General features: G+C 40.2%; 8 protein-coding genes and 1 pseudogene. All 9 read right to left on the reverse strand.

Annotated features, from left to right (window positions below):
- Window positions 1-321 precede the first annotated feature (321 nt).
- The 9 genes and pseudogenes from ACM0OX_RS06340 to ACM0OX_RS06380 all read right to left on the reverse strand — a co-directional run bounded on the left by ACM0OX_RS06340 (window position 322) and on the right by ACM0OX_RS06380 (window position 15618).
- Window positions 322-1941, reverse strand: a complete 1620-nt coding sequence (locus ACM0OX_RS06340) for an NAD(P)/FAD-dependent oxidoreductase (RefSeq protein ID WP_414513993.1) — start codon at window positions 1939-1941, stop codon at window positions 322-324.
- Window positions 1942-2200: 259 nt separating this feature from the next.
- Entirely contained in the window at window positions 2201-3265 is a 1065-nt protein-coding gene (locus ACM0OX_RS06345) for a S66 peptidase family protein (protein WP_414514089.1), read from the reverse strand.
- A 386-nt stretch (window positions 3266-3651) separates the two neighbouring features.
- Entirely contained in the window at window positions 3652-5649 is a 1998-nt protein-coding gene (locus tag ACM0OX_RS06350; protein WP_414513995.1) for an ATP-binding protein, read from the reverse strand.
- A 199-nt stretch (window positions 5650-5848) separates the two neighbouring features.
- Window positions 5849-8236: a dynamin family protein gene (locus tag ACM0OX_RS06355; protein WP_414513997.1), complete on the reverse strand. Its 2388-nt coding sequence runs from the start codon at window positions 8234-8236 to the stop codon at window positions 5849-5851.
- A 214-nt stretch (window positions 8237-8450) separates the two neighbouring features.
- Window positions 8451-9434, reverse strand: coding sequence for a polysaccharide deacetylase family protein (locus tag ACM0OX_RS06360; protein ID WP_414513999.1), 984 nt, complete (start codon window positions 9432-9434; stop codon window positions 8451-8453).
- Window positions 9435-10166: 732 nt separating this feature from the next.
- Window positions 10167-10586 (reverse strand): annotated as a pseudogene (locus ACM0OX_RS06365) (four helix bundle protein).
- Window positions 10587-10718: 132 nt separating this feature from the next.
- Window positions 10719-11603, reverse strand: coding sequence for an aspartoacylase (locus ACM0OX_RS06370; protein WP_414514001.1), 885 nt, complete (start codon window positions 11601-11603; stop codon window positions 10719-10721).
- On the reverse strand, window positions 11600-12655 hold the full coding sequence (locus tag ACM0OX_RS06375) for a glutathione S-transferase family protein (protein ID WP_414514003.1): 1056 nt from the start codon (window positions 12653-12655) through the stop codon (window positions 11600-11602). Before ACM0OX_RS06375 ends, ACM0OX_RS06370 begins: the two co-directional genes overlap by 4 nt.
- 380 nt (window positions 12656-13035) lie before the next feature.
- Window positions 13036-15618 (reverse strand): BsuBI/PstI family type II restriction endonuclease, encoded by a 2583-nt coding sequence (locus tag ACM0OX_RS06380; protein ID WP_414514091.1) that lies wholly within the window; start codon window positions 15616-15618, stop codon window positions 13036-13038.
- Between the last annotated feature and the right edge of the window lie 39 nt (window positions 15619-15657).

Here is a 15657-nt window from a genome sequence, read left to right on the forward strand (position 1 = left end):
CTGAATTGATTTTATGTATGGCAAGTGTAAACATCATCAGGATTAATTACCACGATATAATCCACAGATATTGAATAAAGTTTCTGTTTTGAACTAAGTAAGGCTGTTCTTTGATTGATGATTCCAAGGGTTAAAACAATTCGCAATTCGCAATTCGCAATTCGCAATGGGCTTCGCCCTGCTACGTTCGCGGAGCGTCTCGTAGAGAAGAGAGCAATTCCGTTTTGGGACGGGGATTTAGACCCCGACCAATAGATATTGTTTCCTAAGATGCGATCGCCTTTCCCCTTTTAGAAACAACCATCCATAAAACGTATCTTCTCAGATTTTTTGATTTACGGTTCGCAATATACTTAAAGCCACCGCCTCCGCTACCTTGATACCATCGATACCAGCCGAGAGGATTCCCCCGGCGTATCCCGCGCCTTCACCAGCTGGATAAAGACCGATTGTATTTAAACTTTGATAATCCTCTTTGCGTTTAATCCGAATTGGTGATGATGTGCGGGTTTCCACCCCAGTCAACACGGCATCATCCATTGCAAATCCTTTAATTTGTTTGTCAAAAGCGGGAAGTGCTTCACGAATGGCTGCGATCGCATAATCTGGTAAACTCTGACTTAGATCACCCAAGTGTACTCCAGGTGTATAAGACGGTTTAACAGTGCCCAATACTGTCGAGGGACGATGGTTGAGAAAGTCTCCCACCAACTGTCCTGGAGCTTCATAAGTACTGCCGCCCAATTCAAAAGCCCGTTCTTCTAAGCGCCGTTGAAAGTCGATTCCTGCCAAGGCATTTCCTGGATAATCTTCGGGAGTGATGCCCACAACGATCGCACTGTTGGCATTACGCTCATTGCGAGAGTATTGGCTCATCCCATTGGTGACAAGTCGCCCCGGTTCTGATGCGGCTGCAACTACCAAACCTCCCGGACACATACAAAAACTATAGACAGAACGACCATTTTGGCAGTGGTGAACTAGTTTGTAATCGGCAGCACCTAAAAGCTTATGACCAGCCTGAGCGCCGAAACGACATTGGTCGATGAGAGTCTGGGGATGTTCGATCCGAAAGCCGATGGAAAAAGGTTTTGGCTCAATGTAAACCCCGCGATCGTATAGCATTTGGAAGGTATCGCGGGCGCTATGACCTACCGCCAGAACTACATAATCGCTGGCGATATATTCCCCACTGGCGAGGGTGACTCCCCGCACCTGTCCATTTTCGATGTTAATATCTTCCACTAGGCTTTGAAAGCGAATTTCGCCACCGAGGGATTCGATTTTGGCACGCATACTTTGGACGATTCCCACCAGTTTGAAGGTGCCGATGTGCGGTTTATTGATATAGAGAATTTCTGGTGAGGCTCCCGCATTGACGAGTTCGGTTAGTACCTTACGCCCATAATGCTGAGGATCTTTGACTTGACTGTAGAGTTTGCCATCGGAAAATGTACCCGCCCCACCTTCGCCAAATTGAACATTGGATTCTGAGTTGAAGTCTGATTTTTTCTTCCAAAAGTTAAAGGTATCAACGGTGCGATCGCGAACTTTTTTCCCACGTTCTAAAATGATGGGACGGAAGCCCATTTGCGCCAGCATCAAACCCGCAAACAAGCCACAAGGCCCAGTACCAATCACGATGGGGCGAATCGTCAAATTGCTCGGTGCTTGTGCCACTGGGCGATAACTCATGTCTGGCGTAGCCATGACATGGGGATCTTTTTTCAGGCGCTTGAGTAGATGGGTTTCCTGAGTTGTTTCTACATCCAGAATATAAACAAGAGCGATCTCTCCTTTCTTACGGGCATCGTAGCTACGCTTGAAGATGGAATAACCGATCAATTCTTCGTCTGTAATTTGCAGCTTTTTGAGGATGGCAGTCTTGATCTCATCTTCAGGATGATCGAGCGGGAGCTTTACTTCTGTTAGTCGTAACATAGCGAGGAGAAATGCATACTTGTCTATCAAAATCTTAATCAAAATCAGCGAATTTTAGATTTTGAATCTTCAATCCCAAATTTCAAAAAGTCCGAACGCGAATTTATCTCCATGAGTTGCGCCCGAATTTAGGGACTTCCAAGGACACAAAACCCTCTCTATTTCTCCCCTCTCTGTGTTCTCTGCGTCTCTGTGGTTCGTTTATTTCTTGGAAATCACTTATACTCGCTTCGCAATAAGCAAGCTACGCAAAATAAATTTAAAATCCAAAATTATTTGACTTTTGACTTTTGACTTCCCCAAAGGGGCTGACTGCCACCTCTAACATTCGTATTGTCCCAAGTTCAGCATCTATTTCCACTTCCACACCGATTGGCAAGGTAAATTTATCCTTAATATGACCAATCATTGAACCATACCAAGCAGGAATACCTAAAGGAAGTATGTGTTGTTGCAATACTTGCATTAACGTAAATGACGGTTCATCTCCAAGACTACATTTAGTACATTGCCCAAAGATAAAACCTGTAATTTGATTAAGTATCCCAGCAGTTTTTAACTGCGTCAGCATCCTATCTATACGATAAACATCCTCGCCAACTTCTTCCACAAACAGAATGCTCTTGTTCCAGGAAGGTAGGTAAGGTGAACCTACCATTGCTGATAGTACTGATAAGTTTCCACCCACAAGTTTACCCCTTGCCTTTCCCGGTGCTATTACCTCCAACCGCACTTCGCTAGGATTGAGATTTTGCATAGTCACAGCTTCAGCATTAAATAGGATGCGCTTGAAGTAATCTACTGTAAATTGATTCCAGGTAGACGTAGCAACTGGCCCATGAAAAGTAACCATTTGACTACGGGCATTAATTGCCAACAACAGGGTGGTAATATCGCTATACCCGATGATAATTTTTGGATGGGAACGGATTAGCGAGTAATCGAGTAAGGGTAAAATGCGATTGCAGCCCCAACCACCACGCATGGGAATAATTGCTTTTATGGTGCGATCGCTAAACATCAAGTTTACATCCTGGGCGCGATCGCTGTCTTTACCCGCTAAATAGCCGTAACGATCTAAAATATGCTTCCCCAGCTTGACTTTTAATCCTAACTGTGAGATTGATTTCTGTGCTGCTTCAATGTCTTTAGGGTCAACGATACCCGCAGGGGCTATCAATCCTACGGTATCGCCAGGTTGCAGGCGGGGCGGCTTGCGGATGGTGTTTAGAGATGGCTTACCTTGGGCGGTAAGTGTTGGTATTTGAGTGGCTAAGGTAGCCAGCCCACAGGTTGCAAGAAATTCCCGACGCTTGATAGTCATAACCATAAACTAACCACTCTAGACGCAAAGAAGACAGAGCGAGGAGAAATAGAGAAGATTTTTGCTTCAGTTTTCGGATATTTTTTTATTTGGAATTCCATAATACCCAGTATCTAGTGGGATCATCTCAATGAGTGTAAAAACGCGCCTGTCCTGGCGAATGGAATTCGTGGCTATACAAACAAAACCCACCTCCGTGGGTTTCAAATTCTTTGAGTCCGCGTAGGCGGACTTTGTTTGTGTAGCCGCGATTTCTAATCGCCTGGTATATTTGCAATGGTGAGATGCTCCCATATCTAGTTTTGTACAGAGTCGTTATGGCAAGTGTAAATCATTAGTCCTCTTGCATAAATCAAAAATCAGAACCCCAAAGAGCCAAAGCGATGTTATTGCTGACTACTTAAAATCTCAATAGGAATTTCAATTTGGAATTCCGTTCCCTGACCTAATGCAGAGATACAACTGAGCTTACCCTGGTGCTTTTCAACAACAATCTGATAACTGATTGATAAACCTAAACCAGTTCCTTTACCAACAGGTTTAGTAGTGAAGAAAGGATCGAAAATATGTTCCTGAACTTCTGAATTCATCCCAAAACCATTATCTTTAATACTAATCAAAAGCATCTCTTTGTCTATGAGTGAAGTTTTAATTTGAATAGTTGGTGTCTGATTTGTAGACTGCCAATGTTTCAGATTCTCTTTTAAGGCATAAATCGCATTATTGAGAATATTCATAAAAACCTGATTTAGCTGGTTGGCATAACACTTAGCCTTGGGGAGTTTACCATACTCTTTAACTATCTGGATATCAGGTAAATTATTAGGTAGTGTCAACTGATGATTCAGAATCATTAATGTATTATCTATACCTTCATGAATATCTACAGACTTCATTTTTGCTTCATCTAGTCGTGAGAAGTTTCGTAAGCCGAGAACAATTTCTGTAATTCGCTCACTACCTACTGTCATAGATGCCATTAACTTCGGTAGATCGTCACACAAGTACTCTAAATCAATAGTTTTTATTTTGGCTGCTATGGTGGGATTTAACTGGGGATATTGCTCGTGATAAACTGCAATCAAATCTAGTAAATCATTGATATATCGATTTGCATATTCGAGATTACCAGCAATAAAACTAATGGGATTATTAATTTCATGGGCAACACCTGCTACCATTTGTCCTAAACTCGACATTTTTTCACTGTGAACTAGTTGAGCTTGTGTCTGTTGTAAGTCAAGTAAAGCTTTTCTTAATTCAGATGTTCGTTCTGCAACTTTTCGTTCTAACTCGTTGTTAGCCTTTTGTAAAGCTTCTGCGGCTCTGACGGTTTCTGTTGCAATACTGGCAATATGGGTGGCTGTTTTGAGAATTTCTAAATGATGCGGAGTAGGATGACAAGGAAATTTATGAGATATGGCAAATGTTCCTAAAACTTCACCAGTTTGTGAAGTAAAAGGTGATGACCAACAAGCTCTAATATTGTAACTTAGAGCAAAATCTCGAAAATCAGCCCATAAAACATCATTGGCAATATCAGTGGCAAATACTGAATCTCCTCTATAAGCAGCAGTACCACAAGAACCACAACACTCACCAATCATCAAACCATCAACACCTTTAACATATTCTTGGGGTAAAGTTGGTGCTGCTCCTCCCCGCAGTCGGTGATTTTCTCGATCTACAACTAAAATTGAGCAATATGCTCCTGGTAATTCTTGCTCTAGCAAAATACAAAGGTTATTAAAAATTTCATATAGGTTAACCCCAAATGTCACTTGTTCTAAAATTTGGCTTTGGGTGTACATTAACGCTTCTGAACGCTTGCGTTCAATCGCTGTTGCTAAAATATGAGTTATGGATTGTAAAAAATGAATATCGTCTGGAGAAAAATTCCTCGCCTCGGTAGCATATACTTCTAGGAAACCTAAAGGTTTACTCGCACCAGGAATTAGCACACTCAATCCAGCAACACTATCTGAAGGAGAAGGAATAGTTAATTCATCTATCTGACAATAGGATGTGTTGATCTGAATAATTGGCTGAGTATTCTCCAAGAACTTCTGTACTTGCTGATTCGTTATGATATTAATCTCAGAAGAGTCTGTTTCTAACGAGTTCTCTCCAATGCTAGCTACTTTACGTAAAGAATGACTATCTGAAAGTACTTGCCAAATTCGACTATATTTTATATCTAATATTTGAGCTACTAAAATAACTGTATCTTGGAACAAATATGACAATTCAATCCCTGAGAGTGCTTTTTGTCCTAGTGCATTCACTGCGGATTGATAGCTGAAATTCATTGATAAATTATCGGCTTTATACCAGTTATTGTTTGATTCAGTTGTTTTACTTGATGCCTCTAAATGTAAGTTCATAAACAAAAATCATTTTATATGTGTATCTAATACTCTCCTAAAAAAGGTTTAAATTCAACTCGATATTAATAAATTTAAGAAAATAGAATTTTTATAAATCAAAGATAAAGTAGGGGGTAGATCAAATATATTTAAATTGTTAAATATATTCCCCCCTACGTATTTACTCGTAATTTATTTCAAGAATTGAACTGGATTTCTATATAAAATCTGTATTACCAATTACAGGCAAAAGATTGTCATATAATTGCATCGCCTGTAAACAAGTATTAATACTAGATGCTGCTGAATTATATGCTGCAATATTTTCTTCAACAATATTTAATAATCGTCGATTATTCGCAATTTTTTCTTCAGCTTCTTGTCCTAATGTTTTCTCCAAATAAGCACGCGCCTGTGGGTATTGCTGCAAAATCTCATCTGATTGCTGATTTGCCATTGGTATCAATTGAGTTTTCAATGTTTGATTAATGGTTTGACGGAAAGATTTACGAATAGTATGAGAAACTTTTGGTTCAAAATCTAACTTCAATAACTGCCTAATTGCTGGTTCTGCTTCCACGATACTTTCAGCGTCGTAACCTTGAGAAGTTTGTGATAAAGTTTGGCGAAATTGATATATAGAAAAAGTGCCTTCATCGTAAAATCTAGGGCTTTCTCGTACAAAGCGATCGCACTCTACACTAGCTGCACTAACTAATGCTTGAGTAACTACTTTTTCTAAATTCTCGATCTCTTGTTCAATGCCACCATCATTATCTAATAAACGATACAGTTGGCGATAATATTCTGACTTGCGAATCTTTTCAATCAACCGCTGGAAATAATTTGCAACTACTTGCTGAGAAGATTCAATCAAAATATCTTCTAATTGATTTGCTAAGTAATAAAATGCCTCTACTAAAATAGCAATCAAAGGTGCGGTAGCGTTGCGAGGGTGGCTAATGGTTGCACGTCGATAAGCATAAGCTACAGAAAAAGTATCTAGCAATTCATCTAAGCGGCGAATCATTCGTGATTGCAATTGCTTAAAATCTGCTTCAAAAGCATCACAAGAATTATTAATTACATGGTTCACTTCTTCTGTGATATGCTCGCTAAATTCTCTCCCAATTTGCTGGAGTTGCTGATTTAGGCGTTGTAACTCTTGCGCCTTCATCGTCTCAATTTCTTGGGGCTGACTATCTAAATCGCGTTGGACACTCTGATAATGTTTTTTGAGCTTAATACAAACATCTTCCAAATCATCAGCAAGATTTTTAAATAATTGTGGGCGCTTTTCTTCGGTAAGATAACGAGTAATAGCTGTGCGAAATTCTTCAGTACCACTATCTTGAATTAACTGTTCTATCAGTTCATTTCCCCACTCTCCCAGAATCCGCACATAATTTTGATTTGGAGTTTCAAAGCCGTTAACAGAGACACGGAATTTACTGGAAGATAGCTTTCCTGAATTTACACAGTAGTTGTTAAACGCATAGACAAATTGTGGAGTTTCTTCTTTACCATCTAAACCTTTAATACTTTCTGCAAAAACAGAATCTAAACCAAATCTATCTTGTGGGCTTGTCTGTTTAATCTGACTGCCATAAAATCCTAATAATCCACTGGTTTTATAAACCTTTCTGGAATTGGCAAATTGCCCACTAATTAAATCGTCCAATCGTTGCCGTAGCTGAGTATTATACCAAGTTTCATCGATCCGGTTGAAGACATAGAAAACGCGATCGCGTACTCCCCCATTCTCCCGCATTAATTCTAAAAGTTCGGTTTCTTCTTTTGTCATGTCACCCGCCGAAGCAGGTTTTAGCACACACACCACCGCCGAAGTATCAGGATGTTGAATTTTGGCATAAGTTACTTGTGCATCTTTCTCTACTGGTGCATCTATCCCCGGCGTGTCAATAATTACATTACCATCTTGTAGCAAAGGATGATTGCAGTAATATTCTATTCGCTTCAACACGGCACTATTACTACCACGGCGGGCATATCCAGCCGCTTCCTTAAGGTTAGAAAAGTTAAATTGCTCCATTGAATATGTAGCATTATTAACCGTGTAGATGCGATCGCGGTTTACTATATATCCCTCTAGCAACAACATTAACGCCTTCGCCTGTTTTGCACGTTCTGATTTACTCTCACCACCCTCCTGTTGAATAATCGCTTCAGAACCTTGACGTAGCAGGTTAATTACCTCAGCTTGGTTAATATTAGTGACTGTCTGAAATCCTAGTTGCTGACACCAAGAAACTGCTTGTTCTCGAATTTCTGCTTCACTTAAAAACGTCAAAACAACACGTTCTTTATCTACTTCTGCATACTCGATTTTGCATTCCGTACCTGTAGCGTGTCCCTCTGCACTATAGAGTAATTCCCTTTCTAATAGTGCATTTATTAGCATTGATTTTCCAGCACTAAATGCACCTGCAAATACAATTTCAAACTTGGGAGAAATCGCCTTACTTAAAGAAGTTCGTATATGTGTAATATCTTGAGAACGTAGTGTTGGTTCTTGTTGTAAAAGTTGTAATATAGATTCAACCCGATCTTTCAAATTTTGGCACTGAAGCGGTAAATCTGACATATTCAGCATCCTGACAATATTTCTCTATATATTAGTAATATTTATTGTCTTGATGGTTCAGTAAATTTCCTGAGAATTATATGTGGTTTATCCCTGAAGATTTATAATATAATACGCTTTGGTTAAAGATTATTGGTGTAGATAATTTGTTTTTCAAGACGCGATAAATCGCGTCTCTACATGAGCGTTTTGTTGCTCATTAGGAATCGTATTTTTATCTATTTTGAGGCACTAATACAGGCAGTTTACGTCCATCGGCTGCAAATTTAGCGTGTTGTCCAACAGTCAAAACATTAAACTGACTCGATATAATTTCTAAACTTTTGTTCACTATTGCCAGCTTTTTATAGGTGGGAACACTCATACCAGGAAAGAATGAAAGTTCTGGTACATCCTCTTGACTTACAAAGTCTGTAGGATGGAGTAGCAAAGAAGGTTGGACGCGTGTAACTTTACACAGCCAAAGGGCAATTCGCAGGTACAGTAACGCCACTTCCGAAGAAAATGTACTCAGAAACATTATGTAACTGAAGTGAATTGGCACTTTAAAAATTGGCATGGTAGTAACGGGAATCTCAGTCAATTTATCCTTATCTAGTTTCCACTGGTAAGGTTTTAGAGGCTGCAAACCCTTTTTAAAACCGCCAAATAGCGCTTCCCGTTTTTTACGTTCTTCCTTGCTCAATTTACAAGTTATTAAATAATATGCTCGTGCTATAGGCCCCAAAAATGTGGGAAAAGTCGAAGCATCATATTCATATCCCCGTCGTGCTAAAACTTTCAATACTGCTGGAGAAAAACTGTATCCTGGCCCCCGAAAGCCGATAGGATGTTGATGAGTGACGCGCTTGATATGTTCTTCGGCGAGTGCTACCTCTTCTTCAATCTCATTCTCTGAATACAGATGTAGCCAAGGATCGTGATAGAATGAATGGTTGCCAATTTCGTGACCGGCGCTAGCGATCGCTTGTATTGCTTTGGTATTCTTTTCTAACGCTGCATCCTGACCGACAATGAATACTGTGATTGTCAAATCCCATTGCTTGAGAATATCTAAGAAACGAGGTACTGCGATATCCAGGTAAGAAGGATAAGTCTCCCAACCCGGAACGCCCTGATTTTTTAAATAAGACCAAATATTATCCAAATCTAAAGAAAGACTGGCTATTGGTTTGTTTCCTTTTTGCTTTGTTTTCATTATGAGTTAAATTATTTAGACAATTTTAAGCGTCAATTATAGTCTAAGGTTTGGACTTTATTGGTCAAGTTCTATAGTTCGAGCGGGGCTGATACCATTTTAGATTTTGGATTTTGGATTGGGAATTACCTTGGTGCGTCTGGCTTAGTGTGAATCTATCTGCATTGGTGTCAACTTAAACCGAAAACTATATCGGACAGGCGTTTTACCAATCCCTCACGCCCTCATCCCCTAACCCCTTCTCCCTTGGGAGCTACGGTGTACACACATCTTTGTATAAAACCAAAATCGTCGTAGATCCCCCTAAATCCCCCTTAAAAAGGGGGACTTTGACTCTGGTTCCCCCTTTTTTAAGGCTAGGGGGGATCTAAACGCTGTGAGGCAACTCTCAAAGACTTGTGTGTACACCGTAGGCTTGCGGGGAGGGGCTGGGGGTGAGGGCAAAACGTTGTCAACAAGCGGGTTTAGCGTTAAGTTGACACCTATTATCCATCTGTCGCAATCATTTTTCAAAGTACTTTCGTTCGCAACACAAGTCTTTTTTGAGCCTTTGAGGAAATAAAAAACAGCTTTTTTTTTCGAGAGGGCTTGGGGGGATTAAAAGTCTATGGAGCCACTCTAAAAAACTTGTGTGTACTTTGAGATCCACATCCTAGATGGGGAGCAATGCGATTTTGTGAGGTGAGGCAGGAGGCAGAGGGCAGGAGGCAGGAGGCAAGAGACAGAAGGGTTTTAAGACTTAATCTTTTGAATACTTGACACTAAAATTCCTTGAAACCTATCGACTTCTTCCAAAACAGGAATAAATAGTTCAGCCGATGCTAATCCGACTTCCTTAGAAATAATCAACTGAGTATCAAGTTCTCGAAGCGAACCTAAAGCAATGTGTAGAAATTGAATATATTCGGAGGCAGGAGTTAAAAGGCAGGAGGCAGGAGGTTAAAATAACGCCTTGTTCTCGCTTTTACATATTAATAAAAAACAGTTGCTTCTTTCCTCCTGCCTCCTGCCCCCTGCCTTCTGCCCCCTGCCTTCTGCCCCCTGGCTAGTTAATCCGTAAAGCTCAGATTTCGGGAATTGTTCGGTAAGTCGATAGCAGTTAATGGCAAGCTTGACACCACGCTGCCAAATAAATTGTTCTCTGTAACTCATGGCGCAAGAAGTTTGAAGTAGGAAGTTGGGAGAAATTACATCATTATACACCTCCTGCCTCCTGCCTCCTGCCTCCTGCCTCCTGCCTCCTGCCTTGAACGCAGAATTCTCACAAAATCGCGTTGCTCCCTCCTAGATGTTGATTTGCTGCCTTTGGGTTAAACACATGGCAATTCCCTTTTCGTAGTAAGCTGCCTCATTAATAAAAATTGGCCAAACAGTAGACACACCTTCATAAATAATTGTTTTATCGTCAAAAGTTATAAAGATTGGATCTCCTGGGTTCAAGGCTTGATAATCCTTATCCTGAAGCTCTGGATGAATCATCCCAAAGATTGTACCATCCGATTTTTTTGGGTAGTCCACAACTGATAAGTGGTCATAGAGAATCAAGGTTTCGTTATTTGATGGAATTTTACCCTGGTTAAACTGTTCTAGGTAGTCCAGAAGGGCGCGAACAAGTTCCTCTGTTTGTTGGAACAGCGTTGCTTTTAAAAGTCCTTGGGCAATTGGGCCAACCTCAAATGCAAAGCCTAATTCGCACAGAGAATTGACAAATGGGTTTTCTGCAATTGATTTAAAAGAGCAGCGATAAACCCTAACTAAAGGATTAAGCTGGCTTAGATAAGCAGCCAATTTTAAATTTAAGGGATGACTATTATCAAGAATAATTGTCAGACCCATATTAGCTGTACTGCTGTGCAAGTCTAAGATGAAATCGGCTTGTTTATCCCCATTTGATGTTAGGGTATCCTGAATTAATTTAGCTTGCAAATCTTCGTAACTGTTCAAAGTCGGATCTTGTAAATCTTGCTTGAGAAAACAGCGATTTAAATCCTTTTCTAAATATCGTCTTCCGGCGGCAAAAGCATGAGGATTTGCTAACAGGGTGACTGTCTCAAAACTCGATCTAGTAATTAAATCGGGAAACTGGGCAAATTTTTGGACTAGGTAGGCTCCTGTAAATTCATTGCCATGAGTTCCACCGACAATTGCAACTCGATTAATCTGGTTCATGAAGCATTCACTTTGCCAATGCGATCGCGATCGTGTGGTTGATTAAGATAGGACATATCAGGGCCGTTGGGAATAATCCCGCCGGGATTGAGTGGGAATAGGTTTCCGTAGTAGTCCCGCTTCACAGTTTCTACGTCGCAAGTGTCAGCCACACCTGGAAGCTGATACAAATCGCGCAGATAAGCTCCGAGATTCTGATAGTCTCGAATTCGCTGCCGATTGCATTTAAACAGCCCATAGTAGGCACTATCAAACCGAAATAATGTTGTGAATAAACGCACATCTGCAAGTGTCAGCTTTTCACCGCAGAGATAGCGATTAGTCTGCAATGCAAGTTCAATTTCATCGAGAGTTGCGAACAGTTCATTACAAGCTTGATTGTATGCTTCTTGAGTCTGGGCAAAGCCACAGCGATACACACCGTTGTTTACCGCGTGATAAATCTTTTCATTCCACCAGTCAATTTTCTCTTTAAGTTCTTCTGGGTAAAGATTTAGCGTCGGATTGTTAGCGAACTCGTTAAACTCAGAGTTCAGCATGACGATAATCTCTGAACTCTCATTATTGACGATCGCTTTTGTTTGGTTATCCCATAGTACTGGAACTGTAGAGCGTCCACTGTAGCCGGGTTCTGCCTGCTGATAAAATTCAGCCAGTGTGCGACAACCTTCAACTTCATCGTTAAATATCCAACCGCCTTCAATGGGCGAAGGAGAGACGATACATACTGATATTACCGCTTCGAGTTTTTTAAGCGATCGCACAACTAAAGTTCGATGCGCCCAAGGACAGCCCAGCCCAACATAGAGTTTGTAGCGCCCCGTGGCTGGTGGGTGTGGATTCCCTTCATCTGTGCCGATGAACTTGCGAAACTGGCTATTAGGACGAATATATGCTCCCGACTGATTGCGAGGAGCAAGGTTTGACATCATTATCTGCCACATAGTCGTCCAGATAAACTTTCCTAACCAGATAATCAGCTTGGGAGGAAGGGACTTGCCTTTCTTCTTGGGGAGCTTTTTCTCGTCATCCATTGGAGTTGAGTTAGTCATGGCGACAATTTTGCTTTGGGAGCGATCGACGTACCTTCAGATTTCTTACTTTAACTCTACTACGCTTTGTATGAACTATTGGATCTATATGACAATATTGTTGATACCGATATTGCTTCAAAGACAACTTATAAGCTAGCGATCGTTTACTTTTAATAATAGTTTATCGAACAGAATTCAGGAGTCAGGAGTCAGAATTCAGTTGGGTATTCTGACTGAAAAAGCAGATGAATAATCGGAGTTTTTGCACCCCCACTAAATTTCCAATTTAGTGGTCAACAAGAAAGTTGCGGGTCTGAATCCCCGACTGATAGCGTAGCGTTAGCGAGTCCACGAGCGTCTTGATTCTGACTCCTGAATTCTGACTTCTGAATTCTTCTTCAATCTGTTTCAGAGTCTCTATCTACTTTGTAAGCCTGTAATAAATATTCTCCATTAAAGTGAATGAGATGAGTAGAATCTTCCGCAACCCAAACATCGGTTTCCCAAGCAATTTCAGCCAAATACTCTACCATCGCTTTCCGACTTAAAAAAGTTGTCACCATTACAAGGGGAATTTTTAGATCGGCAAAGATAACTTCAAGTTCTTTCTTCCGTTTAGGGTTAATTGGCCCATGAGAAGTTACAGCTTCAATTAAAACCAGCCAATCATTTTTTAGATGATGGATAATCACGTCAGGCATTTTACCATGAGAATCGATAGTAACACCTAAATCTCTCAATGCCACTTCATTAAAATGCGCGAATTTTTCATCTGTATCACCAACATAAATCAGTTTTCCTCCAGGTGTAAAACGTTCTGCAAACTCCTTAATAATCTTTTCGATCAGAATATTCTGTCCACCTGGCGATAGAGTTTTCACTTCTCCTTCAATCACTATCGGAATACGCGATAGTTCCCGCTCCTGAGCATATCGTTGTTTCAAAGTTTCAACTGAAGCAAGGTAAGTATGAATACTCTTTTTCCATTCAGTCGTTCCATAAGTACGTAAAAGTTCAAGCGCACTTTCTTCAATCTGATATACTGTTTTCGGACTGTTAACGGGGCGTTCAGGTGCATCTGGATTTACAATTATCAAAGCCGCATCTAAGAATTGATGGACTGTTTGGCGGCGAACAGTTTCCCGTGTATTAGGTTTATATGTTTTGCCATAGTGCAGTGCCATAAATTCCATCATTGGCGTAATTCCCATTAGGGGAGATGCAGCAGTTTCCCAATGATCTGTTGGCTTTAAGTTAATTAGAGCCAGCAGAGTTAAGGCTGAACGCTCATTAAGTTGTGCTCGTGGAAGTCCAAGTTCAATGAGAATTTGTAGTGCTTCATCAATACGGGTTTTAATTATTAAGGGGTTGTTTTCAGACTGATTGCTCATACTCAGTAACTCTTCTTGCAGAAGTTGATCAATTTCTTTCTGCGATGGAAAATGCTCAGTAATATATAGCCCTATAGTCATTAGTTGTGCTATTGTCGGATATTTTAAATTTCGTAAATCGGTAGCATTAACCTGAGTATGTCCATTAAACAACCGAAAAAATGCGTCAACCAGACTAGAGTTAAGATAAGCAGCAAGACCACGTGCTAGGGTAAGATTAAGTCCTCTTCCGTCCTTGTGAAAATAATTCAGGTGGTTTTCAAAACCTACCCAAGAACAATTAATTTGGTTGGCATCATATACAACGGCAACAACTCGTTTTTTTTCCTCTTTTGAGGAGAATCGTTTAGTCAAAACATAATGTTCATTTGGTACTAAAAGAGATGCAGTTTCTTCTGCATATACCAGAGCTTGGTGCTTTTTAGTTACCTTGGGATACTCAATATATCCTGCTGAAAAATTCAATGGATAAATCAAGGGGACAGTATCTTCTTTTGGTGTTAAACAAAGATATTCTTTAGCACGAAAATCTACAACACGTCCAGTTGATACAGTTAATTTTAGGTCTTTTAATGTGCAGGTAAAATTAGCCATTTTTTCAATGACCTGCTGACTTAATGTATCGGGGATAATGTGAATAAATTGTTGTGAGTCATTAGGAAGAACTATCTCTGTATAAGCTAATGAATTTGACAGCATAAAATCATCATCAGCATTTGAACTTGTACTGATGGTTACATTGTCAAATTTTGGTTTTTGTTTAACAGCATGAATAATAATTGTTTCCTGCAAAACTTCACGATCGCTAAAAGCATCTTGTCTAGATTCAAAAAGATGTATCTGGTCTAAAGCCATCATTTCCAAAAACATTCTGCGGAAGTCTCTAAAATATGGCCCATTACAGAAACTACGCGGCGAAATAGCTACAAGCTCTCCTCTTGATTCAAGAAGCTGAACTGTAGCAGCGATAAAACCTGTATATAGATTGCTGGCTTCTAATCCTATGGAACGTAACAAATCACGAACTTTGGAATTAGCGTTAATTTTTAAATATGGGGGATTGAGAATAGCGTGGGTAAATCTGCAATTGTCAGGATTATCGAACAAACTAGGGGCAATAAGTCTGACTGCATCCTCAATAAAATCTGTATCTCGGATCTCATAGTTTAAAGAGATCCCAGCTATTTGACATTCTCTATCACATAATTTCAATGTCTGATGCAAATACCCAATCAGAAAAGGATCGATTTCATAGGCAATAATATCTAAATTAGCTGGACGTTTTTGACTGTGACAAAGTTTAGCTACAAAGGCTGCAAGCAATGAGCCAACTCCTGCTCCAGCATCAAGTAAAGATATTTGAGGAAGATCGAGTTTGCCAAACATCCCAACCATTAATTCTGCTACTGGAGCAGGAGTCAAAAATTGACCCAGTTTTCCTTTTTGCTTTTGATCCTGTTTCAAGCTTACAGCAATCCTCAGAAAGTCTACTTCACCGAGTAAGTTTCTGGCAGAACATTTTGACAAGCTTTTGAATTCCAACGGCTTGTGATGATTGTCTGTAAACTTTCTACTGCTTGATTGGAACATCACGGCTCATTTTCACAGAATAAAAACCAACTTTATCAG

Origin of the sequence: Nostoc sp. PCC 9305, from assembly GCF_963920915.1 — a bacterium.
In the GTDB taxonomy this organism is placed as follows: Bacteria; Cyanobacteriota; Cyanobacteriia; order Cyanobacteriales; family Nostocaceae; genus Nostoc.

Excerpts from the sequence above, each read along its gene's own strand:
- ACM0OX_RS06360 (WP_414513999.1), bottom strand. The coding sequence starts at position 9,434 with ATGAAAACAAAGCAAAAAGGAAACAAACCAATAGCCAGTCTTTCTTTA.
- ACM0OX_RS06345 (WP_414514089.1), bottom strand. The coding sequence starts at position 3,265 with ATGACTATCAAGCGTCGGGAATTTCTTGCAACCTGTGGGCTGGCTACC.
- ACM0OX_RS06380 (WP_414514091.1), bottom strand. The coding sequence starts at position 15,618 with ATGTTCCAATCAAGCAGTAGAAAGTTTACAGACAATCATCACAAGCCG.
- ACM0OX_RS06350 (WP_414513995.1), bottom strand. The coding sequence starts at position 5,649 with ATGAACTTACATTTAGAGGCATCAAGTAAAACAACTGAATCAAACAAT.
- ACM0OX_RS06340 (WP_414513993.1), bottom strand. The coding sequence starts at position 1,941 with ATGTTACGACTAACAGAAGTAAAGCTCCCGCTCGATCATCCTGAAGAT.
- ACM0OX_RS06370 (WP_414514001.1), bottom strand. The coding sequence starts at position 11,603 with ATGAACCAGATTAATCGAGTTGCAATTGTCGGTGGAACTCATGGCAAT.
- ACM0OX_RS06355 (WP_414513997.1), bottom strand. The coding sequence starts at position 8,236 with ATGTCAGATTTACCGCTTCAGTGCCAAAATTTGAAAGATCGGGTTGAA.
- ACM0OX_RS06375 (WP_414514003.1), bottom strand. The coding sequence starts at position 12,655 with ATGACTAACTCAACTCCAATGGATGACGAGAAAAAGCTCCCCAAGAAG.